Origin of the sequence: Fusibacter sp. A1 (genome assembly GCF_004125825.1) — a bacterium.
Lineage (GTDB): Bacteria > Bacillota > Clostridia > Peptostreptococcales > Acidaminobacteraceae > QQWI01.
In genome coordinates, this window is sequence record NZ_QQWI01000012.1 from 68,873 (window position 1) to 92,016 (window position 23,144).

The following is a 23,144-nucleotide window of genomic DNA, read 5'->3' on the forward strand; positions in this document are numbered from 1 at the left end:
CTAAGGAACCCCACTCCGTTTCGGTCATATTCAGCCACACTGCTTTAGGTAACTAATTAAGTGTGGCTGAGCATGACTGACACGGAGTGCTTAATCTTAAATTGAGTGTGAGCTATATGTTTTGATATTTTCTGATGAATAATCAAAGGAAGTTCTCTTTCTTCTTCACATAGTTTAATTCCATGTAATTCACAATAGTCAATCCGTTCCTTACATGGTACAATGCCTCCAATATCATGTAGTAGAGCAGCAACTTTTGCCTTTTCTTCATTGATATCCAATAGTCTAGCAGTTTCTACTATATAACCAGCCACACGTTTGACATGTCTTTTACTGACCTGAAGACCATAAGCATTAAATATCATATCAACAGATCTATCAAGATTATCACCAATATATCTTGATAAATTATGAACATCTTTATAAATCATAATTTCCCCAATTCTGAACAAACCAATTCGGCATATCCTCAAGTTGTTCGTTCAATTTTTTCTCTCGTAATTCAATTACACTTCAATACACTAGTCTATTTAATTAAACAATGATTAATGCCTTAGCCACACAAATCAGAAGCTTCGCTTTACAATTTATCAAACTTCTAAGAATCAAAATCTAACTCTCTATACCTTACTTCAATATCCATTGCTATTGACCAATCGTCATCGCTATTACTCTCAATTGCATTCTGTAAAGCTTCATAAAGAGTTCTCCTACCGGTTTCTCTTTTCCTTAGTAAAGCCAAAAGATCTATATTGGCTTCAGTTTTTCTATACATAGTAAATAATTTATTAAAGTTTATCCTTGCCTCAGTTAATGAATAGTCTGAATTTGGCCCATATCTAACAACATCTGCATCGTCAGAATCTTGTCCATCATCTTCCCAAAAGCAAATTGGGCAAATATCATAACTAGCACGTTCATCAAGTGTTGGCATAAAGCAGCATGGACACAAGTATCTTGCCCTGAATTTCACCCATTTTTTAGCTTTACCTAGCTCATTAACATACCACTCAAACCAGTCTTTTCTCATCTTTCACTCCATTATCAATAGTTTAATTCATTCATTAAATTATATAAAAAAAATACCACACAAGTATGGTATTTAAGGTAAACGTAATATAATTGACACCCATAAAATACATTAAAACAAAATTATTAGAAGAAAAAATGGCACTAATAATATAGTCATATTATAGGTTATTCTTGAAAAAGTAGTATTCATCTCTATGTTAAAATTCTCCTCAATCACAAGAATAAGACTATAAATAATAAAGAGTAGCGTAACACTGAAAAATATTCTCCCAATGATTAAGGAAACTACAATGTCATGAAACATACCGTTTATCACTAAAGTTAATGACCTCGCAATCTTCTGAGGAAATATTTTGCGAAGTGGTTTCCGAACATAATAGCCCAGAATATAACCATATATAGGATTCCAATATTTCCAGAAGTTAATGAAGTTTTTTTGCTTAAAACATTTATTAAGCATATGAATAAGTCTTGGTATTTCACCTTCTACCCCGTCTAGTCTTCTCGATATATATTGATTCATTGTGATTTTCATAAATTTCTCCTTTTCAGTTGAGAATGTTTATCGGTTTTCTTGTAATTTGATTATATCATAACTTTACTGATAAATAGGATAAGATATAGTGTGCCATTACGAAAGAAAAAAACCGGTGCCGCTCACCGAGAGACGGTATGTGAATGTCGTGCATATAAGTGTGGCATTGACATGCAGTCTACGGGTGAGCGGCACCTTTCATTCATCCCTTGTGTAATGAATATGGAAGAGTGTTGTCGACTTGATTTCATTTGCCAAATCCCAAATATCTTGATAAACTGTTCTAAAAGGGAACACTTGATCAGGAGGTTCTAATATGAAAGACATGATAGCGAGATCCCGTGCGCGGAGCAAGTCTTATGGCATTAAAGAGTCACTCGTCTATAGCCGAAAAATCATAGATGGCACTTCGTTAAGAGAAAGAATCATAAAAAATAGAGACCTTATCGTAGCTGCAGAGCCCTTTATGAATCAGCTGTATGGCTTCGTTAAAGGCTCTGAATTCTTTGCCATCCTCACGGATGCTGAAGGCTGTATTCTGTCTATTATAGGTGATGATGAAATCCTACAGGCAGCGGATGAACTAAAAATGGTGCCGGGTGCCTTTATGGATGAGGCGAATATTGGGACCAACGCCATGGGAACGACTCTGGTAGAGCATGTGCCAGTTCAAGTATCTGGGCGGGAACACAGCATCAGTGCCTATTATAGATGGACCTGTTCGGCTGCAGTCATTAGAGCTGAAAATGGTGACATCATTGGAACCCTTGATTTAACCGGCTATATCGACAACGTGCATCCTCATACGCTGGGCATGGTCGTCGCTGCTGTAAATGCGATCGAAAACACCATGAAACTCACTGCAAAAACGCATCTGATCAGAGAAAGTGCTCAATTTATAGAAAGTTTATTGGACTCCATACAAGCGTCGATTATTTCTTGTGATATTGAGGGACGCATTAAAACCGTCAACAAGCAAGCGCTTCAATTGTTTAGGACCAATGAAATCAATTTTAAATCAAAAGTTGTAACCAAATATATAGATCAATTCGATGAAATTTTAGAAGCTTGTCGCAACGGCATGGAATTTCAGAACGAGGAAATATCCGTTTTAGGTCTGTCGAACATGTCCTACGTCAACGTCAGTGCCTACCCTATTGCAGGTGAGGACAATCAACTTGAAGCGGTGATCCTCGTGCTTCGCGATGTGAAAAAAGTGCATAAAATGGCCAATGAAATAATGGGTAGGCGCGCGATGTACACCTTTGATCAAATTATCGGCAAATCAAAACAGATAAAGGATGTCATCCAGTTTGGCATCGAAATTTCAGACAGCAAGTCAACCGTACTCTTGACGGGTGAAAGCGGCACAGGTAAGGAAATTTTCGCGCATTCGATCCACAACCACAGTAACCGAAGGAATAAAAACTTTATTGTACTCAACTGTGCCTCTATCCCTAGAAGTCTTATTGAATCTGAGTTGTTTGGATACGAAGAAGGGTCATTTACAGGCGCTAAACGCGGTGGCAACCCTGGAAAATTTGAGATCGCAGATGGTGGAACGATTTTTCTAGATGAAATAGGAGAAATGCCCTTAGATCTTCAAACTAGACTCCTTAGAGTGATTCAAGAGGGGATGGTATCCAGAATCGGAAGCAACTCACAGTTCCCTGTAGATGTCAGAATTATAGCAGCGACCAATAAGGATTTGTATGAAGAGGTCAACAAAGGCAACTTTAGATTGGATTTGTATTACCGATTAAAGGTCTTGCCGATTCATTTGCCGACCTTGCGTGAACGCCTTGAGGATATTCCTTTACTGGCAGATCACTTTAATCAAAAAATATCAGAATCCATTAATAAAAATCCTATGGATATTCCTGAAACCTTTATACATCAGCTCACACAGTACGATTGGCCAGGTAATGTCAGAGAGTTCGAAAACATCATAGAATTAATGCTCAACACCAGAAGAATACCAGAGTTTGGGCGGTTTAGAAAAACGGATGATGAAACCGTCAATCTAGTGAATTCAACAGGAGAAAACAAGGAATCAGAGGCTGTTTACTCTAATGTTACGCGATTGGAAGAACTGGAAAAGATTCATATTGAACGCATACTCAACCAGACAGCATTTAACATCACCATCGCTGCCAGGGATCTTGGTATTGGCAGAAACACACTTTATAGAAAAATAGAGCAATATGGAATTAAAGTGTGATGCCTTGAAAAGGAGCGATATAAAAATCAAACCGTTCCACAACAGAACATTGTTCTGTTGTGGAACGGTTTTTTATAACTAAAACGTTCGTTAATGGAACAGTGTTGTTTGCTGAGCAAGACCCAAGCCTTACAATGCAATAAAAATACTTTTGGCAAGATACTTGCGTATATTATTAGCGACGCCGTTTTATGTTATGGAGGTACCCGATGGATCGATATGATCGCAATGGCATTATTAAAAAAATAGAACAGGAAAAGCTCAATCAATCCAGCGTTTGTATTATAGGTTGTGGTGGATTAGGTGGTTATGTGATCGAGATGTTGGCGCGATTTGGCATAGGGAATCTGACGCTCGTAGATGGCGATGTGTTCAACGAATCCAATTTAAATAGACAGCTTTTAAGCACCATGCAAACACTTGGCAAATCAAAGGCTTTTACTGCGAGTGAGCGTGTTGAAGTCATCAATCCAGAGATCATGGTTAAAGTCGTCGCAACCTATGTGGATCAAGAAAATGTCCTCGATATTATCAAGGGACACGATCTGATCATCGATGCACTGGATTCTAATGAGATTAGACAAATCGTAATCGACGCATGTCGCACATTGGGGCTACCTTATATCTATGGTGCAATAGCTGGGTGGTATGGCCAAGTGAGTACCGTGTTTCCAGAGGACCGATTGGTAAGAGACCATCTGAAGCAAACCAAAGACAAAGGGATTGAAATCAAAGTGGGAAATCCGTCTTTTACACCAGCGACCATAGCCAGTTATCAGGTCTCTGAAGCCATAAAAGTCCTCTTAAATCGAGGAAATCTGATGAGAGAAAAAATCCTGTATGTGGATTTGCTGGAAAATGATTTTGAAATTATAAGCTGAAAACTTACTTGAGAAAATTGAATGATTTATTTGATAAATATAAATTTAGGAGACTAGAAAATGATTAAATCTTTGAGTAGCAGAATTACAGCACTGCTTTTATTGATTGCGCTTATTGCTCTTACAGGATGTGTGAACAAGGCTGTCCTTAATGATGATTCCGCAAATGAAGTCAATACCAATGCGAATGATCCTGCTAAAGCGGTCCAATCCATCGTACTCGCGACGACGACATCCACCGATCATACGGGTTTGCTGGATGCGATTATACCAGATTTTACTGAAAAAACAGGTATAGAGGTCAAGGTTGTCGCTGTAGGAACCGGACAGGCCCTTGAAATGGGAAAAACGGGAGAAGCGGATGTTCTTTTGGTTCATGCAAAAGCTTCAGAAGTGGCATTTGTTGAAGACGGATACGGCATTGAAAGATTTGATGTGATGTACAACGATTTCGTTCTTTTAGGCGCAGAGCCCTTGCCTGAAGTTTACAAGCAAGACATAAATGGCGCTTTTCAATATCTCTATGACGAAAGCAAACGCTTTGTTTCTAGAGGCGATGATTCTGGCACACATAAAAAAGAACTGGCTGTATGGAAAAACCTTGGACTAGACCCTCAAGGAAGCTGGTACATCTCAGCGGGTAAGGGCATGGGTGAAGTCCTTCAAATGGCAAACGAAATGCAAGCCTACGCCTTATCGGATCGAGGCACTTACTTAAGTATGAAGGAAAATCTTGATCTAGAAGTTGTTGTTGAAAAATCTTCAGAATTGCTGAATCAGTATGGTGTAATTGCAGTTAATACTGAAAAGAATCCAGCAGTTCATCTGGCAGAAGCGCAGCAATTTGTTGATTGGATCTTATCTAAAGAAACACAAGAAAAAATTAGGACCTTTGGTGTTGATCAATTTGGACAACCCTTATTCGTACCCAATGCGAAGGAGTAGTCATGGACTATATCTTAGACGGATTCAAAGAAGCCTTCTTGCTGCTGATTCGCGGCGATTCAGAAATTTATAAAATCATCTTCTTGTCCATAATGGTTTCTGGTCTCTCGACCTTATTGGCGACTTTGATCGGATTGCCGCTTGGTATTTATACAGGCATCCGTAATTTCCCTTTAAAAAAGTTATATGGCAGCGTCCTCTTTACAAGTATGGGAATCCCACCAGTGGTTATTGGACTCATTGTCACGATTTTTCTCTCGAGAAAGGGACCTCTTGGTACATTTGAACTCTTATTTACGCCTGAGGCCATGGTTATCGCGCAGTTTGTTTTAGTACTGCCCATCGTGACAGGTATTTTGTTCGGCACAGCAAGAGAAAAAGGAAAGAAAGCCTATGAGGTCGCTAAGACTCTAGGTGCAAACCGGAGAGAGATCCTATTCTTATTAATCCGTGAACTGCAGGCTTCTGTCCTTCTGGCGATCATGTCTGGATTTGGAAGGGCCATCTCTGAAGTTGGAGCCGTTATGCTGGTAGGTGGTAATATAAAGGGACAGACCCGGGTTATGACCACCTTCATCACAATGAACAACAGTATGGGGGCTTATGAAAAATCCATTGCCATGGCCATTGTCTTATTGACCATTTCTCTGATCGTCAATGGCATTTCCCATCATATGACAGGAGGGCGATCTTATGTCGATTGAGTGCTTATCACTGAGTAAATCCTTTAAAAGCAAACTCTTATTTGAAGATCTTAATCTTAAGTTTGAAAAGGGGATTTGTCACTGTATTAGCGGTGAGAATGGGACGGGCAAGACCACCCTTTTAAAAATTATGGCAGGTCTTGAAAAATCGGATACCGGCACTGTCATAAAAACAGGTTCATGTACCTATTCAGGTAGTAATCCCTACATGCTGCATGGCACTGTGCTTGAAAATATCCAATATCCATTTACACTCACGCGGCAAAGCGATCCGTCAAGTAGAGAAAAGGTGATGGCGATGATAAAGCGCTTAGGTCTACAGGGACTTGAGCAGCGCACGGCCACTTCCCTCTCCTCTGGAGAAAAGCAAAAAGTGGCCTTGGGTCGCGCTCTAGTTTGGAATCCAGAAATCCTACTGCTCGATGAACCCACTGCCAATATTGACAGTTCTGCCGTTGGAAAAATTGAGGAAATTCTATTAGACTATATTAAAAGCCCCAATCATACCCTATTGTTGGTCAGTCATGATTTAGAACAAGCAAAACGTCTGTCGGGTAAATCATGGATTTTAAAGAAAAGCAATGAGCCTGGTCATCCAGTACTGAGCGCAATTTCAACCTAGAAGGAGTAATATTATGGCCTATTTAAACGTCGTCAAGGTCTCTGATGCCCTGACACTGTTGAAGGAAAAATTTGAACCGATTCAAACTCACGAAGTGGTTGAGCTGGGAAGCGCAGTTCATCGGTATTTAGCTGAGGATCTTTATGCTGTCGAAAGCCTGCCTTCATTTAGAAGATCCATGGTAGATGGCTATGCAGTGAAATTATCTGACACTCAAGGCGCTTCTGAACAATCACCGATTCTTTTGGCGCATCTGGGTCAAGTGGAAATCGGGAAAAAGGCAAATCAACCCGTTGCAGCTGGAACGACTTTGTATGTACCTACCGGTGGCGAAATTCCCTTGGGGGCAGAAGCCATGGTTATGATAGAACACACAGAGGCCATTGGACCTGATGTGGCTGTATTTTCGACACCTCGCTTTGGCGAGCACATCGTTGAGGTTGGAGAAGATGTGTCAAGTGACAGCTTACTTCTCCCTAAAGGCATTAAATTAGGCGCTCGACACATGGGACTGCTGGCAAGCCTTGGGATTCATCAGCTTTCTGTAGTTAAAAAACCTAAGATTGCCATCCTTTCAACTGGCGATGAACTGGTTGAGGTCTCATTGAAACCCGAATACGGTCAAGTGAGAGATTGCAACAGTCATATTATTAAAAGTGTGGTTGAAGGGTGTGGCTGTGAAGTCATTTTCATCAATCACGTAAAAGACGATTTTGACCATCTTCAAAAGAGCATAAAAACAGCTGTTCAAATGGCGGATGTCGTGATCTTATCAGGTGGCAGTTCCGCTGGCACCAAGGATATGACTCAAACCGTCATTGATAGTCTGTCTCAAGATAGAGAGAATAAAAATGTCTTTATTCATGGACTTGCGATAAAACCTGGAAAACCAACTATTGTAGGAAAGGTAGATCAAAAGGCCATCTTTGGCTTGCCCGGTCATCCTGCGGCTTGTTTCATTACACTAAAAGCCTTGGTCGAACCCTTCTTAAACTACTGTGTCGATAAAAAAGAACATGAAATTAAAAGCGTGCAGTGCACAGCTGATTTTCAGCTTTATGCAGCCAGTGGAAGAGATGTCTATCAGCTGGTTCAGCTGGTTGAAAAGGAGGGTGTTCTGACGGCGCATATTTTATATGGCAAGTCTGGCATGGTCAGTGCACTGGCAAAAGCCAATGCTTATGTTGTCATACCTATGCATCATGAGGGCGTTATGAAGGGGGATAAGCTGACTGCTTATCTCTTATGATGGAGGCGTTATGAAAAGGAATATTTATTTACAGACGGTTACTTTGGAGGATGCACTCCAATGTTTTGAAGAAAAAACGGCAAATCGATTTTGTAATACCTTTGAAGAAATCCCAACAGAAACATCCTATGGCAGGATCACCTATGAGCCGGTTTATGCCAAATACTCTAATCCCAACTTCAATGCCTCTGCCATGGACGGCATCGCAGTTATTTCGGAAAGAACCTATCAGGCGGATGAACGCCATCCGGTAATCTTGAAAAAAAATACAGATTTTATTTTCGTTGATACGGGTGACTTGATCCAGCCACCCTTTGACAGCGTGATAATGATAGAGGATGTTCATGTGATCGATGAGGATAGTGTAGAGATTTTATCGCCAAGTCACCCGTGGGAACATGTGCGAATGGTGGGTGAGGACTTTGTCGTCGGCGAGATGCTGGTCACTCGAAATCATAAGCTCACAGCCGTGGATCTGGGGGCTTTGATCAGTGGCGGTGTTTCATCCATCAAGGTGCATGCACAGCTTAAGGTTGGACTGATTCCAACCGGAACAGAAATTGTCGAAATTGGTACGGATTTAAAAGCAGGGGACATCTTAGAATCCAACAGCCGAATGTTTTCAGGTCTCGTCATCGAGGGCGGTGGGATTCCAAATCGGTATCCGATTGTGCCTGATGATAAAAGCTTGTTGCTTGAAGCCTTGAAAACCGCTGTAAGTGAAAACGATATTGTGATCATCAACGCGGGATCGTCAGCGGGCAGTGAGGACTATACGGCGTCCTTGATCAGGGAACTGGGTGAAGTATGGGTTCATGGCATAGACATCAAACCCGGTAAACCTGCGATACTCGGTGCTATAAACGAGGTACCGGTAATCGGTATTCCGGGCTATCCGGTTTCGGCATACATGACCTTTAAGCACTTTGTCATGCCGATGCTGGACACGACAAAAAAACCGAAACCAGTAGTAGAAGCGAGTCTTTCTCAAGCAGTACCTTCTGCATTAAAACACAAGGAATTCGTTCGAGTACAGCTGGGATATGTCGATGATACTTTAATCGCCACGCCATTAAAAAGAGGTGCCGCTTCAACCATGTCTCTTGTCAAAGCCAATGGTATTTTAACCATAGATAAAGCATCTGAAGGTTACACTGCGGGGAGCCGCGTAAGGGTTGAAATGACGAGAAGCCACTTGGATCTCCATAAAGGATTGGTGGCAATCGGCAGTCACGATTTGATCATGGATTGGATCGCAGATCTTTTGATCAAAGAAAAAAAGGAAAGTTATTTACAGTCTGCGCATGTGGGCAGCATGGGCGGGATCATGGCCATCAAAAGAGGTGAGGCTCATCTGGCGCCGATCCATCTCTTGGATGCACAGACTGGGCTCTATAATTTAAAAGACCTTCAGCGCTACTTGCCAGGTGAAGAATTGGTGCTCATTAAAGGAATAAAAAGATGGCAGGGTTTCTATATGAGAAAAGAATCGCCTATGATCGATGAGTTTGCTGATGTCGCATTAAAGAAACTCACGTTTGTAAACAGACAAAATGGTTCTGGCACACGTTTATTAACGGATCATCTGATCCAAAGCCTGAACATCAGTCGAGAAGATATCATCGGTTACAACACTGAAGTTCTAACGCACACAGCAGTCGCATCTGCTGTATTGACGGGCAATGCCGATGTAGGTATTGGTATAGAATCTGTCGCTAGACAAATGAATCTTGCCTACAAGCCTTTAGCTAAAGAAGATTATGATTTTCTGATTCCAAAGCGCTTCATGTCGCTTCAAGGTGTTAAGGATTTCATCAGCATTTTAGAGCATGAGGCGTTCAAAAAAAGACTGGACGAGGCTGGTGGTTACGAACTGGATACTTTAGAATACATCACGATTGGAGGGGCATAAATGCAAGACAGTTTTGGTCGTAAAATGGAATATTTACGTCTGTCGGTTACGGATCGCTGCAACCTCCGGTGTCAGTATTGTATGCCAGAATCAGGTTGTGAAAAACGCGCTCATGATAGTATACTGAGAAATGAGGACTTTATAAAACTCGTTGAAAGCATGGCAGATATGGGCGTAGAAAAAGTCAGACTGACTGGCGGTGAACCCTTGGTCAGAAAGGGTCTAGCTTCCATGATTAAAGGCATTCGTGATATTAAAGGCATAGAGGAAGTCACCTTGACTACCAACGGGCTTTTGCTTGAAGACCAACTTGATGATTTGAAAGCGTCAGGCCTTTCAAGACTCAACATCAGCCTAGATTCTTTAAATCCGGAGACCTATCGGCGCTTGACCCGCGGTGGAGATTTAGCCTCTGTTTTGAGAGGGATAGATAAAGCTTTAAAACTTGATTTGAAACCTATAAAGATCAATGTTGTCCTCATCAAAGGTGAAAACGATCATGAGTTTGATGATTTTTTAAATGCCTTTGATCCATCCATTGAGATCCGATTTATTGAATTGATGCCAATTGGCGAAGCGGCTTCTTGGAACAAGGAAAAATTCATCAACCTCAACACCTTTATTTCCGAAAGGGAGGATTTAATACCCATCGCACAACATGGCAATGGTGGACCTTGCAGATACTATAAACACTTGCCAACGGGCAGGACGGTGGGGATGATCAATCCCATATCTGATCATTTTTGTGATCAGTGCAACCGATTAAGAATCACCTCGGACGGCATACTCAAGACCTGCCTTCATGATCGTTCTGAGATCAATTTAAGACCTTACTTGAATCAACCAGAAGACTTGAAACAAATCATTTTAAATGCGGTTGCAGCCAAACCAGAATCTCACCAATTAAATCAGACAAATTCTGTGCCGATTCGCAGAAATATGTACACCATAGGAGGTTAGAAATGCCCTTAACACACATCAATGAAGCGGGTTATGCTAAGATGGTCTCTGTCGATGAAAAAACAGATTCACTTAGAACTGCCATAGCCACAGGTGAAATCGTCGTTTCTGAGGAGACCTTTAGAAGGGTTAAAAATGGCGGTGTCAAAAAAGGCGATGTGATCACAGTCGCACAGATAGCTGGAATTATGGGCGCTAAGAGGACCAGTGATATCATCCCCATGTGTCACCCCTTAAACCTCACGGGTGCGGATCTAAGCTTTGATTTGATCGAGGCGGAGAATACAATCCGCATAACTGCCACAGTAAAAGTAATGGGGAAAACAGGGGTAGAGATGGAAGCGCTGACAGCAGTTTCTGTTGCAGCACTTACGATTTATGACATGTGTAAGGCCATAGATAAGGACATGGTGATTCAAAATATTTACTTAAAGGAAAAAATAGGTGGAAAAAGCGGCCACTATATAAAAAACAAATAGAAAGCAGTCGAATCATCTAAAAAGGAGGGTGTATTCATGGTCGGAAAAGTATTGGCAATAAGCATTAGTGAAACCAAAGGGGTGCCTAAAAACTCCATACCAGAAGCAAAGTTTATCGCTGATTTTGGCATCGAAGGGGATGCACATGCAGGTAAGTGGCATCGTCAAGTCAGCCTTTTGGCAAATGAGAGTGTTGATAAAATGCGTGAAAAAGGTGTTCAGGGCTTGTGCACAGGTAAATTTGCAGAAAACATTACAACAGAAGGTTTAAACCTTTGGACAATCCCAGTGGGCAGCAAGTTGTATATCGGTGAGACCGTACACGAGGTGAGTCAAATTGGTAAGGAATGTCACCACGGCTGTGCGATTAAGCAACAGGTTGGAGAATGTGTTATGCCTAAAGAAGGCATATTTACAAAAGTCTTGGTAGGAGGTGTTGTCAAGGTAGGTGATGAAATTAAGGTAGAAATTTTGGATGGAAGGGTGATTTTATGAGAACAGTAGGCATCATCGTCGCCAGCGATCAAGGTTCAAAGGGGCTAAGAGTAGACGAGAGTGGAGAACTGATAAGAAAAATGCTTGAAGCACAAGGCTATCAAGTCCTAAAACAGATCATTGTATCAGATGACCTTCCTGAACTCAAGGCTGCTATGATGGAAATGGCAGATGATTTAAAGTGTCATTTGATACTGACCACAGGGGGCACAGGCTTTTCTAAAAGAGACAATACGCCTGAAGCAACGCTTCAGATCATCGAACGCGCTTGTCCGGGAGTCGTTGAAGCCATGCGGTGGATCAGTTTTCAGAAAACACCCAAAGCCATGCTCAGCAGAGCGGTCGCAGGGATTCGTGGGGACTCAATCATCATCAATTTACCAGGAAGTCCAAAAGCAGTAAAAGAATGTTTGGAGGTGATTTTAGAGCCTATAGCTCATGGCATTGATATTTTAATCGGAGATGCCAGAGAATGTGCAAGTAAATAACGCTTAAGCGTGGACAAATCGATTGATTCTTGATAAACTTTAATTGTCAGAATAATCAAACTCTTCCGAGTTAATTTTTCTAAAGTGCTGAAAGAGTACCATGAAGATTAACCAATGGGTAGACTAGGAAACTATGCTGCCTCCCGATATTTGGAAAGGAAAGGGTTAACACTGGAGTCCACTGTTATCCTGTATTATAGCAGTCCGCTATAATAACTCAACCAAATTAGAGGAGGTTTTTTCATGCAAAAATTTATACGCATCAACATGACAACTTTACAATCTACAATCACTGAAGTACCTGAAAAGTATGTTGGTTTAGGTGGTAGAGCACTTACATCGAGCTTCGTAAATGATGAAGTCATTCCTACTTGCCATGCACTTGGAAAAAACAACAAGATTATCTTTGCACCCGGTTTATTAAGCGGCACATCGGCTCCGAACTCAGGCCGTATGTCAGTTGGTGCGAAAAGTCCTTTGACAGGTACAATCAAAGAATCAAACACGGGTGGCTCTTCTTCACAAATGCTGGCTAAGTTGGGGATCAAGGCATTTGTAATCGAAGGAAAACCAGATAATACAACATTCTATGTGATCAAATTAGACATAAATGGCGTTACGATTGAAGAAGCTCCAGCTGAAATTCTTGGTGGATGCGGCAACTACGAAGCCATCAGAATTTTGGGTGAAAAATACGGCAAACATGTTGGTATCGCTTTAGCGGGTCCAGCAGGTGAATACAGAATGCCAGCTGCAAATATTTCCTTTAAAGATCCAGAAGGCAATATCAGAAGTGCAGGTAGAGGTGGTTTAGGTGCAGTATTGGGTTCTAAAAACGTCAAGGCCATCGTAATAGATGAAACAGGTGCTGGTGCGGTTCCGATCGCAGATCCTGAAGCTTTTAGAGCAGCGTCAAAAGTTTTCTCGAAAGCAATTTTAGACCATCCAGTAGCAGGTACAGGTTTGGCATTATACGGTACGGACGTATTGGTAAATATTCTTAATGAAGCTGGTGGCTTGCCTGCTAGAAACTTTACTGCTGGTAGAATTGAACACAATGACAACATCTCTGGTGAAACACTGAATGCGACAATTACTGAACGTGGTGGCGAGGGCAAGGTATCTCATGGTTGCCATAAAGGCTGTATCATCCGTTGTTCGCAGTGGTATCCAGACAAACAAGGTAAGTACATCACAAGTGGTTTTGAATACGAAACCATTTGGGGTCTAGGCGCAGACGCGGGTATAGAGGACCTCGATGCCATCGCATATATTGACCGTGCAATGGACGATGTGGGAATTGACAGTATCGAAACTGCAGTTGCTGTAGCGACAGCTATGGATGGTGGATTGATTCCTTGGGGCGATGGCAAAGCGGTTTTACAAATCGTTGAAGATATGGCGAAACCGACGCCTCTAGCTAGAATCATCGCTGGTGGTGCTGCAGTAGTTGGTAAAGTTTGCGGATTATACAGAACACCTGTCGTTAAAGATCAAGCGATTCCAGCGTACGACCCACGTGCGATCAAGGGAATTGGCTTAACTTATGCAACAACAACCATGGGTGCAGACCATACAGCAGGCTATTGTATCTCTGGAAACATCCTTAAAATCGGTGGTTTTATTGATCCTCTTAAAAAAGAAGGTCAGATTGAATATGCGAGAGCGATGCAAATAGGAACAGCAGCAATAGACAGTACGGGTATGTGCTTGTTCGTATACTTCGGTGTCGCAGATAATCCAGGTGGTTACCAAGCGTTAATTGACATGATCAATGCGCAATACGGCATCCAATTAACTTCTGATGATGTGGATGAACTCGGTAAAACCGTTCTTCGCATCGAAAGAGATTTCAACAAACGCGCTGGATTTACAAACGCTCATGACAGATTGCCAGAGTTTATGGAATATGAACCAATTGCACCACATAACGTCGTTTGGGATTTCACGCCTGAAGAAATCGATGAGGTTATGAAGTTTTAAGGAGTTATAGTAGTTTTCTGAATAAAGAATCTCCTATATAATAAATAAAATCATTTAGTTCCATGTAAAAATCATACTGAGAAGTCGGACCTAGATTTGACTTCTCAGTATTCTTTTCACCACTTGAAGCAAGTTATAAGTGTCAAGGAGGCAAGGTATGGAAAAATCAAGCACTGCACTGGAAATCAGAGGCTTCTTACAACTGGATGCTTATTTGAAAAAAAAATTTGGCAAGACACCGGTTTATCTGGAAATTGAGGCACCTTTAAGCGGCCTTGAACTTTCTAAACAACTTGAAATTGATCGAGACGATATTGAAGTCATCTTTGTTAACGGTTTTGTACAGGAAGTTGATTATATACTTAATCCTGGAGACCGTGTTGCTTTTTTACCACCGGGATGCCCTGGACCCTATAGAATCGCACTTGGCTTTTACGGTAAAAACCAAGGCAATGAGGCCAATTTCAAAATAAAAAATAAATGATAAAAATTTGAGAGGATAAGTATGAAAATAACCGTTAAGCTTTTTGCTACGTTAAGAGAAAATAGAGAAAAGATCATGACCATGGACGTGAAAGAGGGAACAACCCCGCTTGAAATCAGTCAATTAATTGAAATTCCACATGAGGATATTGCGATTATTATGATTAATGGTCGTAGCTGTGAATTGAACACGCCTTTAAAAGAAGAGGATGTCTTGGCACTTTTTCCGCCAGTGGGTGGGGGTTGATGGCTCACTAGTCATCATGCTCCGTGTTAAAAGGCTTGCTGAACAATTTTGGTGTTTAAAAAGCGATCTAAGGGGCAAATATAAGTAAAATGAAAGGACTTTGAATATGGCAAAATACAATATTTATAAAGCCAGTTTTGCGAGTGTGTATCCACTGTATATAGCAAAGGCAGAACGGAAGGGACGAACAAAATCTGAGGTGGATGAAATCATCCGTTGGTTAACGGGTTACAGCCAGGAGGAAATTGAGAGACATATCGAAATGGCAACGGATTTTGAACATTTCTTCGAGGAAGCAACAGCGTTCAATCCAATGAGTCATTTGATAACAGGTGTCGTTTGTAAAGTGAGAGTGGAAGATGTGGAAGAACCCCTCATGCAAAAAATTAGGTACTTAGACAAATTGATTGATGAACTGGCTAAAGGCAAAGCCATGGATAAAATATTAAGGAAATAGTTTCGAGTGAGCAGATGCTGCCCCGAAACTTTTTTTTATGATCATTTGTTACTTCATAAGTGTTCCCAAATTTTGATTATGAGAAGTGATGACAAAAAAACACGACTACGTGTCAAAAATACTTGACACGATACGAAACTGAGAATATACTAAAAGTGTGATAAGGAAAAATGAAATTTAGGAGGTAATTATGAATTATAAAGTGAAGCAAACGTGGACCTTGCTATTTACATTCTTAATCATTTTCAGTTTGTATCTAAAGCGTGTTCTTGGAATCTATAATCTGGAGGGGATTGCAACTTTTGAAAATGCTCATTTTTGGGCTAAGACAATGCTGGTGTACATAGGGCTTAGCATAGTTTTAATTATCATCGTTATGGTGCTGTTTAATATTATTTTGGCTATTGGGACAACTGTAAAGAATAGGATTGATGTAGAAATGGGGACCAGCGAGGAGGAAGATATCAACGATGTTTTTGACACGGTGGAAGATGAAATGGACAGATTGATCAATCTTAAAGCAGGTCAAATCGGCTATACTTTTGTGGGTCTTGGATTCGTAGCAGGGCTTATTGCCTTAACCTTTAATCAGCCTATCGGGATCATGTTAAACATCACTTTTTTAAGTTTTATGATAGGGGCTATTCTTGAAAGCATCGTGAAGATTTACTTTTATATAAGAGGTGTTTCTCATGGCTAAAATGAATATCCAAATCAGTAATAAGATCAGGCAATTGCGTTTCAATCGTGGAGAGATGACGCAACAGGAATTAGCCAAGAAAGTGGGTGCTTCAAGACAGACCATTAACAATGTTGAAAGTGGCAAATACTGCCCTTCCTTGGAGTTGGCATTTTTAATCGCTGAAGCACTGGATTCAAGTATAGAAGATGTTTTTGCTCATGAGAAAGATGAGGTGGAAAAATGAAAGTATTAGTAACTGGTGGAACACATGGCATGGGAAAAGGTGTCGCTAAAATGCTGGCATCGCTTGATCGTCAAGAACATGAGGTCATTATACTCTGCAGATCTAGTGAACTGGGTGAAGCGACGATCAGGGAATTTGAAGCGGATACGAAGAACGTGAAGACAGCCTATGTTTTATGCGATTTAGCAAGTCTTGATGATGTCAAGAGAGCGATTTTAGAAATTCAAAGTAAACATACTTATCTGGATGGGATCTTCATTAACGCGGGGATAGGCTATGCTGCGAAAAGAGTGGAAACAGTTGATGGCATGGATTCGCATTTTCAAGTCAATTATCTGTCACAGTTTATGTTAACTTTAAATCTTCTGAGCCTGCTTGAAAAATCAGAACAGGGGGCTAGAGTTGTATTTAATGCAACTGAAACGGGAGAACTATTCTGGGATGATCTGCAGATGAAGAATAAATGGGACTTTGAATCTGCAATCCATCAAGCTATGGTGGCAAAACGCATGTTTCTACTTAAACTGGATAGATTATATCAAAATAAAACGGATACAAAAGTAGCCTTCCTTGGTTTTCAAATTCATGAAACCGTGTGGACCAACCAAATCAATCTCATTCCCAAATTCATGAAAATAATGGCTACGCTTATGAACAAACTTGGAAAATTCATCACGATAGAAAAATGTGGAGAGGTAATTGCACCCTTGTTCTGTGAGGATAAGGACGCAAGTCGTGAAAAGTCAGGCAAATTTATAACTTGGAAAAAGGACAAGTTCGTGACTATAGCAGAAGATGAGGCTGTGTTAAATCAAGAACTCCAAGACCGATTATGGGAGATCAGCCTGAAACTGTGTGATGATGAATGCACAAATCAGATCGCTAAGTCCCTTTCGGCATAGTGAGGGTTATATTTCGATTTGAAGGATGCACTTCTTATATTTCAAACCAGTAAACAGGCTTCTTCTTAATAAATTTGAATCCGGCTTTCTCAACTGTACGCCTAGATGCTATGTTGGATTCAACACAATCCCATTGTGCAACAAGGCCTTTCTCCACACACATATTCACGAAATGTTGTGTCAATACTAAGGCTAATCCTTTCTGTCGATGGCTTTCGTCTGTTTCGATATCAATAGGGACTACCTTTTTATATCTGGCTGTACCAACTATTAAGGCTGCTATATAATTTTCATGCGTCGCAACATAGCCGATACTTTTCATCAAAAATTGTTCATAGGTGGCCCATGATTCTAACAATCTTTCGCTTAAAAATTTAGCGTTTTCATACTTACCAGTTTGTAAGGCTGTTATAAAATCGGAGTCTATTTGAATAATGTTATAAGGGGTCATTTTATGGTGATCATAAGGGCGTGAACTTCTATAAAAATATTCATCTTCCTGATTGATATTTTCATTTGCAAACAGTCTTAAGAGTTTTTCTTCCGTCCTCTTGCTTTCCACAGAAAACTCAAAGTAGTTCATGCCTTTACTCTTTAATTCTACAAATAATGTTTCTCTTAGAAATCTTACAAAGTCATCGTATACTGAAACATCATCAGGTTCACCCATAATCGAAAAGCCTCCGACTGCGAATGAATACACTAAAGCCAATGTTGGGTTTTCAATATGGTCAACCCACACATCACCTGTACATTCACCTGCAACAATTCCAGAATAACTCGGACTATCGTCGTATAGAATAGTTGTACATTTACTTAAATCCGTATTTATTATTTTTTCCATCACTAATCCCATCCTCACTTGTTCATCTATGTGTAATCTAATACTCTCCGTGCCTGGCATCGCCAGGCACACTGTTTTAGGTAGCTAATTAAGTGTGGTTGACCATAACTGACACGGAGAGAGTATTAAGTTAATGATTGGGTATAATACGATTATGACACTGCACTATTACTTTATTTTAAAGTTAGAAAGGCATTTCTATGACCAAGAAAGAAGAGAAAATAAAAGCATTGCAAGCTCGGATAAAAATATTGGAATCTGAACTTAAGCAAGCAAGACGTGCTCAACTAGCTGTTGATGCTGCTGGCTTTGATATTTGGGAAAATAATTTTGCAACGGGTGAATCTACTGGGACCAATTATAATTTATTCAAACAACTTGGCTATGAAGATGAAGAAATGCCACAATCTGTAGAAGAACACACCAGGGTGACTGTCACCACTAGACAGACATAATTAGCTATCTAATTAAAAATTTTAAAACTACAATCATTAGGTTGTGGTTTTCATTTTTAGTTTATAAAATAATTGACCATCGCAACTATGCCTTAATGTATAACAAATATTTGCTATAATTGTAAGTGAAACCAGTGAGAAAGAAAAGAGGTTATGATGGATTACAAGCAAATGAAGGAAACTAAGTTCGTAGAAAATCAATATTCTAATGCTCAAAATTTAGAGCTTAGAAAAGACTTTCATAGAAAATACAGTACAAATAGAGAAGGTTTAGGAAAATGGCTTGTTAGACAGTATAAGTTTAGCCCAGGCATGAAAATACTGGAACTGGGCAGCGGTAAGGGAGACTTATGGACTGAGGTTCTTGATGAGCTAATTAACAAGAAGTGTCAACTTGTACTTTCTGATTTGTCTTCAGGCATGGTTGATATTATGTCTGAAATATATAAAAATAAGCCAATTGAGGTCAAAGCAATTGATATACAATCAATCCCCTTTGAAGATGACACCTTTGATGTAGTAATAGCTAATGCAATGCTTTACCATGTTCCTGATCTAAACAAGGCTTTAGGTGAGGTAGCCAGAGTCTTAAAGCCAAGTGGTTGTTTTTATGCATCTACTTTTGGTCAAAAGGGTATTAGCCAGTTTATTGATGAGAGTCTTCAAACACTAGAACTCAGTAGTAAAAGATGTAGTGAAATCAACTTTACTCTGCAAAGTGGTAAAAATAGTTTAAGTAATCATTTTAGCTATGTTGATATAAGGGAATATCATGATGGTCTTGAAGTAAGTGATACCAAGGACCTTATTGCCTATATTCTCTCTATGACATCGATGATGGACAGTGTCATTACTAGTCAGGAAAACATCAATAAAATGACGGATTATTTTAATGGACTTAAAAACGAGTTTGGTATATTGGCGATAGCTAAGGAGTATGGTAGCTTTGTTTGTAAAAAGTAGCTTGTAAGCGCAAGGTAAAAATAAGTTGCCATCATATAGTCTCAACTTATTAGTTCTTATTCAAGTACATAATCCCATATCGTTTGATATGCTTGCCATTCTTTTTGTAAACGATTCATATCGTACTTGTCAAAGCAGGCAATGGTAGCAACTCTAAATGCTACTGCATACAATACAGACTCTTTGAAGTTAATATTACTTTTTAGTAGTTCAAGTGATGCTAGTGGTTGACTCCCCCATGCTATGGAGTCACAAATGAGAACTGCATCAGCAAAACTTTTAGGTGCAACAGCTGGTGAAAAATCAATAATTAAAGGTGCTAGTGTTTCATGAAATAAAATATTGCTACTTAAATCGGAATGAATAATTTGTAAAGCCTCATCATAAATGGGTAGTTGATTTAGTAAATGGTTGACAAAGATAGCCATATCACTAGTTGCTTCAAGACGTTCTCCCTGCCATAGTAAACGATGTGCCCTAGACCATGGATCATCTGTTTTAGGTAGAAGAGATGTTGCTATCTCTTTTAGTGCCTCATGAAAAGCATTTGAAACGAGTAATTTTTCCTTTAATCGATCATCTACTTCAAAACCTGCTTCATACATTGTAGCTCCATAACCCATAAATGAATAGTGACCATTATTTGCTTTTAAATGTTTGGAAATCCTATAGGCGGGATTTTCAAGTTGATTAAAAATCTCAGCTATTTGATTGTAGTAGGATTCATCATAAACAGGCTTTAAAACAGTCTTATCAAAAAGACGAGATTGCTCTTGGCCACCTTCAAGTGCTAAACCTTCTCCGGTTAGATGAAATGCCTCTAAAATTTTTTTAGAAATCATATGTTACCTCGGTTTCTATCGTTTCAAGTAAAATTCTGTTTTACAGGTGACAACTCGCTGCACTCGACAACTTCTAAAAACTCCCAGTGATTCTGAGAATCCTCTGAAAAAAACATTTAATCAGTAACTAATTTTGGGACAAATAATTACTATCGAAAGTGAACTTTGTTTTTAGATGATTATAACATAGAAGCAATTTTACCTGAACACCTTGAAGAGATTCAAGATGTATTGAAGGAACTACAAGGTAAAATATAGTGAAGTATTATAAAATTGAAAGTTAGATTGATTAAGATGTCAGACACCAAGAGCAAGATACAGCTAACATGAGCTTAAGTGGTATAATATCGAAAATCGACTTTACTATTCTAGTTGTATAGGTCCTCCAATCCTCTGAATAATAAATGTTGTTCGAGATGCTTTTTATTAGCGTGTTAGTAAGAATGTTGACCATTAAAAACTGGTCATGTGAGGATATTCCGATCTTTTCTTCATCCTTACACATTTGAGCATGGAAAACTTCCTTAAGTGGAACTTTGAAGTACCCAATTCTGCATAAATCTCGGCTCCATGCATCCTTTATTCTAACCAGTCCATTGGAAGTGATTAAGTGCAATTGATTCGCTTCTTTACTGTAATGAATTCTGTTAGCTCTATTCCCTTGGATGTTTCTGAAAAAGTACGGTTGATTGATACTCATTCTTACCTCCAAGAGGGGATAACTGTTATTTACTAAATGTATAGAGTTTTACATAATCATTAGTGCTTGAAACAATCACCAATTTCCTTAAGTAATCCTTCATTTGGAATATTGAATAACAAAGTCCTTGGAAATATCAATAAACCAATTTCACGGTTTAGGTAACTTAACGATTCTGCATGGTGAAATAACAGTAATGTTTTCACTTCCTACTATCGCTCTGGATACACCAGTTGCTGCAAATGAAATTGAATCATTGATCTTAATATCTTCAAATTGGATCACATTACCATCCGAATCTAAGATGCCTGTGTCATCAGTAACCCTCAACACTCGATCGATATATTTCCCATCATTACTTGTGAACTCAGTGTGTACAAAATATAAGTTGTCAAAATGGTCGATATCGAATACGAATCCTTCATGAACAGCAACCATTCTACCACCGCAATATTTACTCTCGTACTCATAACTAAGTTTTCCATCAAATGAAGGCATAGTTTTGATATTCCATATTTGAAAAGCAACACCCGAAATTAGGATGATGAGTAGTATGATCAACACGCTTTTTTTTTTGAACATTGAAATCACTCCGTCTCTGATAACTTAAGAAAGTAACTGCTTTTGAGTTCTATAATTAGTATATCAAATAATCAATATCTAAGTTATTTAAAACTCTGCTAATTTTAGAGAATCCAGAAAGATTATTTTCAAAATCATACGTATCGAGAACACCTACTATACGTACTCCATTACCAGAATAATAGTAAACAGGACCACCACTATCTCCATGATCTGCAGAAAATGTCGCTTGTACATGATCGGTATATACCCATCCATCATCTGTAGTATGTGTCCAAGAAATTGATTGAATCATTCCTGAGCTTTCATTAGTGCGGTATCCATATTTCCAAACTTGCATACCAGGTAATGGATAGGTATTGTATCCAACTATTGTTTCCCCGTTCATCAGTTGATTTGATATAGCGTATCTCCCGTTACTAGCAATAAACGCAGCATCAGATGTCATCGAAGAAGTACTCGAAAAAGTACTTGCGGCAACTGTACCCATAGTTTGAGTACCCCAATAAGTATATAAATCATGTCTATTTCCATGGCCTGAATCAATCCAACCATTAACTCCATTTCGTTCTGCTCCAATGGTAAGAGAACTATAGGCGCTGCCATTCTTAATTTTCGCACCGCCATCCACGGTACTAATCGCTGAGTCACTTACAGCTTTTTCAAACAACACGATTTCAGATTTATTATATAATTTAGAAAAAAAAGTATAATCAGAGTCCTTAAGATTGTGGACACCTACACTTATAACATTGTTAATTAAGTCTATGCTAACTGAGTTGATCTCTACTTCATCAATATTACCAGCTAACATCATTTTTTCAATGCCATTGAAAACCTTATAAAGACTCTTGATGTCATTTTTTACAACCTTGATTTTGACATCAGCGTCTTTATATATATCCTTTAAAGCCTTTTTTAACTGATTATCCTCTTTTGATATGTTAAGAATTAACGTTCCATCAACATCTAGATAAGCTCCAGCATAAAAATCTGTTTTGTCATTATCATGCTCCAATGATAATGGAATGTTTCCGAAGCCATTTGCTTCTAACAGTTCATAGACACTGATTGACTCAACTTGTTTTTTTTCAGAGGGAGTAAGAATATGCTTGTTGGAATCTGCACTACTGAACATGGTTAAAATGATAATTAAGGACAAAATAATGCTTATAATTTTTTTGAACATAAGTCACCTCGCTATAGTCGACTATTAGATATGCTGCATTGTTTAAAC

At 39.4% G+C, this 23,144-nt stretch carries 26 protein-coding genes and 1 riboswitch; of the genes, 20 read left to right on the forward strand and 6 right to left on the reverse strand.

Features of this window, described 5'->3' with window-relative positions:
• Nucleotides 1-56: 56 nt before the first annotated feature.
• Both DWB64_RS15905 and DWB64_RS15910 read right to left on the reverse strand, forming a co-directional pair.
• Nucleotides 57-431, reverse strand: coding sequence for an HD domain-containing protein (locus DWB64_RS15905; RefSeq protein WP_129489231.1), 375 nt, complete (start codon nucleotides 429-431; stop codon nucleotides 57-59).
• Between the two features lie 167 nt (nucleotides 432-598).
• Entirely contained in the window at nucleotides 599-1,030 is a 432-nt protein-coding gene (locus DWB64_RS15910) for a CPCC family cysteine-rich protein (RefSeq protein WP_129489232.1), read from the reverse strand.
• 853 nt (nucleotides 1,031-1,883) lie between these two features.
• On the opposite strand from DWB64_RS15910, the gene DWB64_RS15915 reads away from it, so the two are divergent.
• The 18 genes from DWB64_RS15915 (at nucleotide 1,884) to DWB64_RS16000 (ending at nucleotide 17,521) form a co-directional block, all read left to right on the forward strand.
• Complete coding sequence (locus tag DWB64_RS15915) at nucleotides 1,884-3,788, forward strand: sigma-54-dependent Fis family transcriptional regulator (RefSeq protein ID WP_129489233.1); 1,905 nt, start codon at nucleotides 1,884-1,886, stop codon at nucleotides 3,786-3,788.
• 209 nt (nucleotides 3,789-3,997) lie between these two features.
• A complete protein-coding gene (locus tag DWB64_RS15920) occupies nucleotides 3,998-4,669 on the forward strand; it encodes a HesA/MoeB/ThiF family protein (protein ID WP_129489234.1) in 672 nt (223 codons plus the stop codon).
• A gap of 60 nt (nucleotides 4,670-4,729) precedes the next feature.
• A complete protein-coding gene (locus DWB64_RS15925; RefSeq protein ID WP_129489235.1) occupies nucleotides 4,730-5,614 on the forward strand; it encodes an extracellular solute-binding protein in 885 nt (294 codons plus the stop codon).
• A gap of 2 nt (nucleotides 5,615-5,616) precedes the next feature.
• On the forward strand, nucleotides 5,617-6,318 hold the full coding sequence (locus DWB64_RS15930) for an ABC transporter permease (protein WP_129489236.1): 702 nt from the start codon (nucleotides 5,617-5,619) through the stop codon (nucleotides 6,316-6,318).
• Nucleotides 6,308-6,940 (forward strand): ATP-binding cassette domain-containing protein, encoded by a 633-nt coding sequence (locus DWB64_RS15935; RefSeq protein WP_129489237.1) that lies wholly within the window; start codon nucleotides 6,308-6,310, stop codon nucleotides 6,938-6,940. The genes DWB64_RS15930 and DWB64_RS15935 overlap by 11 nt, the downstream gene beginning before the upstream one ends.
• 13 nt (nucleotides 6,941-6,953) lie before the next feature.
• Nucleotides 6,954-8,189, forward strand: coding sequence for a gephyrin-like molybdotransferase Glp (gene glp, locus DWB64_RS15940; RefSeq protein WP_129489238.1), 1,236 nt, complete (start codon nucleotides 6,954-6,956; stop codon nucleotides 8,187-8,189).
• A 10-nt stretch (nucleotides 8,190-8,199) separates the two neighbouring features.
• Entirely contained in the window at nucleotides 8,200-10,101 is a 1,902-nt protein-coding gene (locus DWB64_RS15945) for a molybdopterin biosynthesis protein (protein ID WP_129489239.1), read from the forward strand.
• Nucleotides 10,102-11,061, forward strand: coding sequence for a GTP 3',8-cyclase MoaA (gene moaA, locus DWB64_RS15950; protein WP_129489240.1), 960 nt, complete (start codon nucleotides 10,102-10,104; stop codon nucleotides 11,059-11,061).
• Nucleotides 11,062-11,063: 2 nt separating this feature from the next.
• Nucleotides 11,064-11,540, forward strand: coding sequence for a cyclic pyranopterin monophosphate synthase MoaC (gene moaC, locus DWB64_RS15955; protein ID WP_129489241.1), 477 nt, complete (start codon nucleotides 11,064-11,066; stop codon nucleotides 11,538-11,540).
• Nucleotides 11,541-11,576: 36 nt separating this feature from the next.
• The gene (locus tag DWB64_RS15960; RefSeq protein WP_129489242.1) at nucleotides 11,577-12,035 is read left to right on the forward strand and encodes an MOSC domain-containing protein; all 459 of its coding nucleotides are present in this window, start codon (nucleotides 11,577-11,579) and stop codon (nucleotides 12,033-12,035) included.
• Nucleotides 12,032-12,523: a molybdenum cofactor biosynthesis protein B gene (locus DWB64_RS15965; RefSeq protein WP_129489243.1), complete on the forward strand. Its 492-nt coding sequence runs from the start codon at nucleotides 12,032-12,034 to the stop codon at nucleotides 12,521-12,523. The genes DWB64_RS15960 and DWB64_RS15965 overlap by 4 nt, the downstream gene beginning before the upstream one ends.
• A gap of 51 nt (nucleotides 12,524-12,574) precedes the next feature.
• Nucleotides 12,575-12,696: riboswitch (molybdenum cofactor riboswitch) on the forward strand.
• A 70-nt stretch (nucleotides 12,697-12,766) separates the two neighbouring features.
• On the forward strand, nucleotides 12,767-14,506 hold the full coding sequence (locus DWB64_RS15970; RefSeq protein WP_129489244.1) for an aldehyde ferredoxin oxidoreductase C-terminal domain-containing protein: 1,740 nt from the start codon (nucleotides 12,767-12,769) through the stop codon (nucleotides 14,504-14,506).
• A 157-nt stretch (nucleotides 14,507-14,663) separates the two neighbouring features.
• The gene (locus DWB64_RS15975) at nucleotides 14,664-14,990 is read left to right on the forward strand and encodes a MoaD/ThiS family protein (RefSeq protein WP_129489245.1); all 327 of its coding nucleotides are present in this window, start codon (nucleotides 14,664-14,666) and stop codon (nucleotides 14,988-14,990) included.
• A 21-nt stretch (nucleotides 14,991-15,011) separates the two neighbouring features.
• Nucleotides 15,012-15,236, forward strand: coding sequence for a MoaD/ThiS family protein (locus DWB64_RS15980; protein WP_129489246.1), 225 nt, complete (start codon nucleotides 15,012-15,014; stop codon nucleotides 15,234-15,236).
• A gap of 106 nt (nucleotides 15,237-15,342) precedes the next feature.
• Nucleotides 15,343-15,693 carry a DUF2200 domain-containing protein gene (locus DWB64_RS15985; protein ID WP_129489247.1) on the forward strand — a complete coding sequence of 117 codons (351 nt, stop codon included), beginning with the start codon at nucleotides 15,343-15,345 and terminating at the stop codon, nucleotides 15,691-15,693.
• Nucleotides 15,694-15,883: 190 nt separating this feature from the next.
• Nucleotides 15,884-16,393 (forward strand): hypothetical protein, encoded by a 510-nt coding sequence (locus DWB64_RS15990; RefSeq protein WP_129489248.1) that lies wholly within the window; start codon nucleotides 15,884-15,886, stop codon nucleotides 16,391-16,393.
• Nucleotides 16,386-16,619, forward strand: a complete 234-nt coding sequence (locus tag DWB64_RS15995; protein WP_129489249.1) for a helix-turn-helix transcriptional regulator — start codon at nucleotides 16,386-16,388, stop codon at nucleotides 16,617-16,619. The genes DWB64_RS15990 and DWB64_RS15995 overlap by 8 nt, the downstream gene beginning before the upstream one ends.
• A complete protein-coding gene (locus tag DWB64_RS16000; protein ID WP_129489250.1) occupies nucleotides 16,616-17,521 on the forward strand; it encodes an SDR family NAD(P)-dependent oxidoreductase in 906 nt (301 codons plus the stop codon). Before DWB64_RS15995 ends, DWB64_RS16000 begins: the two co-directional genes overlap by 4 nt.
• Nucleotides 17,522-17,555: 34 nt before the next feature.
• Here the strand turns inward: DWB64_RS16000 and DWB64_RS16005 are convergent, their stop codons facing one another.
• Complete coding sequence (locus DWB64_RS16005; protein ID WP_164980453.1) at nucleotides 17,556-18,365, reverse strand: GNAT family N-acetyltransferase; 810 nt, start codon at nucleotides 18,363-18,365, stop codon at nucleotides 17,556-17,558.
• Between the two features lie 200 nt (nucleotides 18,366-18,565).
• On the opposite strand from DWB64_RS16005, the gene DWB64_RS16010 reads away from it, so the two are divergent.
• Together DWB64_RS16010 and DWB64_RS16015 are read left to right on the forward strand one after the other, a co-directional pair.
• A complete protein-coding gene (locus tag DWB64_RS16010; RefSeq protein WP_129489252.1) occupies nucleotides 18,566-18,820 on the forward strand; it encodes a hypothetical protein in 255 nt (84 codons plus the stop codon).
• 156 nt (nucleotides 18,821-18,976) lie between these two features.
• Complete coding sequence (locus DWB64_RS16015) at nucleotides 18,977-19,783, forward strand: class I SAM-dependent methyltransferase (protein WP_164980454.1); 807 nt, start codon at nucleotides 18,977-18,979, stop codon at nucleotides 19,781-19,783.
• Between the two features lie 56 nt (nucleotides 19,784-19,839).
• On the opposite strand, the gene DWB64_RS16020 is transcribed toward DWB64_RS16015, so the two are convergent.
• From DWB64_RS16020 to DWB64_RS16030, 3 genes are all read right to left on the reverse strand, one after another.
• Nucleotides 19,840-20,625 (reverse strand): hypothetical protein, encoded by a 786-nt coding sequence (locus DWB64_RS16020; RefSeq protein ID WP_129489254.1) that lies wholly within the window; start codon nucleotides 20,623-20,625, stop codon nucleotides 19,840-19,842.
• An 850-nt stretch (nucleotides 20,626-21,475) separates the two neighbouring features.
• The gene (locus tag DWB64_RS16025) at nucleotides 21,476-21,907 is read right to left on the reverse strand and encodes a hypothetical protein (RefSeq protein WP_129489255.1); all 432 of its coding nucleotides are present in this window, start codon (nucleotides 21,905-21,907) and stop codon (nucleotides 21,476-21,478) included.
• Nucleotides 21,908-21,962: 55 nt separating this feature from the next.
• Nucleotides 21,963-23,096 (reverse strand): hypothetical protein, encoded by a 1,134-nt coding sequence (locus DWB64_RS16030; RefSeq protein WP_129489256.1) that lies wholly within the window; start codon nucleotides 23,094-23,096, stop codon nucleotides 21,963-21,965.
• Between the last annotated feature and the right edge of the window lie 48 nt (nucleotides 23,097-23,144).

Bases quoted from the DNA above. Each gene is read 5' to 3' on its own strand.
- DWB64_RS15965 (WP_129489243.1), top strand. From the start codon at position 12,032: ATGAGAACAGTAGGCATCATCGTCGCCAGCGATCAAGGTTCAAAGGGG.
- DWB64_RS16005 (WP_164980453.1), bottom strand. From the start codon at position 18,365: ATGGAAAAAATAATAAATACGGATTTAAGTAAATGTACAACTATTCTA.
- DWB64_RS15920 (WP_129489234.1), top strand. From the start codon at position 3,998: ATGGATCGATATGATCGCAATGGCATTATTAAAAAAATAGAACAGGAA.
- DWB64_RS15960 (WP_129489242.1), top strand. From the start codon at position 11,577: ATGGTCGGAAAAGTATTGGCAATAAGCATTAGTGAAACCAAAGGGGTG.
- DWB64_RS16030 (WP_129489256.1), bottom strand. From the start codon at position 23,096: ATGTTCAAAAAAATTATAAGCATTATTTTGTCCTTAATTATCATTTTA.
- DWB64_RS15935 (WP_129489237.1), top strand. From the start codon at position 6,308: ATGTCGATTGAGTGCTTATCACTGAGTAAATCCTTTAAAAGCAAACTC.
- DWB64_RS15980 (WP_129489246.1), top strand. From the start codon at position 15,012: ATGAAAATAACCGTTAAGCTTTTTGCTACGTTAAGAGAAAATAGAGAA.
- moaC (WP_129489241.1), top strand. From the start codon at position 11,064: ATGCCCTTAACACACATCAATGAAGCGGGTTATGCTAAGATGGTCTCT.
- DWB64_RS15910 (WP_129489232.1), bottom strand. From the start codon at position 1,030: ATGAGAAAAGACTGGTTTGAGTGGTATGTTAATGAGCTAGGTAAAGCT.
- DWB64_RS16010 (WP_129489252.1), top strand. From the start codon at position 18,566: ATGACCAAGAAAGAAGAGAAAATAAAAGCATTGCAAGCTCGGATAAAA.
- DWB64_RS15915 (WP_129489233.1), top strand. From the start codon at position 1,884: ATGAAAGACATGATAGCGAGATCCCGTGCGCGGAGCAAGTCTTATGGC.
- DWB64_RS16015 (WP_164980454.1), top strand. From the start codon at position 18,977: ATGGATTACAAGCAAATGAAGGAAACTAAGTTCGTAGAAAATCAATAT.
- DWB64_RS15985 (WP_129489247.1), top strand. From the start codon at position 15,343: ATGGCAAAATACAATATTTATAAAGCCAGTTTTGCGAGTGTGTATCCA.
- DWB64_RS15995 (WP_129489249.1), top strand. From the start codon at position 16,386: ATGGCTAAAATGAATATCCAAATCAGTAATAAGATCAGGCAATTGCGT.
- DWB64_RS15990 (WP_129489248.1), top strand. From the start codon at position 15,884: ATGAATTATAAAGTGAAGCAAACGTGGACCTTGCTATTTACATTCTTA.
- DWB64_RS15945 (WP_129489239.1), top strand. From the start codon at position 8,200: ATGAAAAGGAATATTTATTTACAGACGGTTACTTTGGAGGATGCACTC.
- moaA (WP_129489240.1), top strand. From the start codon at position 10,102: ATGCAAGACAGTTTTGGTCGTAAAATGGAATATTTACGTCTGTCGGTT.
- DWB64_RS15905 (WP_129489231.1), bottom strand. From the start codon at position 431: ATGATTTATAAAGATGTTCATAATTTATCAAGATATATTGGTGATAAT.
- DWB64_RS15925 (WP_129489235.1), top strand. From the start codon at position 4,730: ATGATTAAATCTTTGAGTAGCAGAATTACAGCACTGCTTTTATTGATT.
- DWB64_RS16020 (WP_129489254.1), bottom strand. From the start codon at position 20,625: ATGATTTCTAAAAAAATTTTAGAGGCATTTCATCTAACCGGAGAAGGT.
- DWB64_RS15970 (WP_129489244.1), top strand. From the start codon at position 12,767: ATGCAAAAATTTATACGCATCAACATGACAACTTTACAATCTACAATC.
- DWB64_RS15930 (WP_129489236.1), top strand. From the start codon at position 5,617: ATGGACTATATCTTAGACGGATTCAAAGAAGCCTTCTTGCTGCTGATT.
- DWB64_RS15975 (WP_129489245.1), top strand. From the start codon at position 14,664: ATGGAAAAATCAAGCACTGCACTGGAAATCAGAGGCTTCTTACAACTG.
- glp (WP_129489238.1), top strand. From the start codon at position 6,954: ATGGCCTATTTAAACGTCGTCAAGGTCTCTGATGCCCTGACACTGTTG.
- DWB64_RS16000 (WP_129489250.1), top strand. From the start codon at position 16,616: ATGAAAGTATTAGTAACTGGTGGAACACATGGCATGGGAAAAGGTGTC.
- DWB64_RS16025 (WP_129489255.1), bottom strand. From the start codon at position 21,907: ATGTTCAAAAAAAAAAGCGTGTTGATCATACTACTCATCATCCTAATT.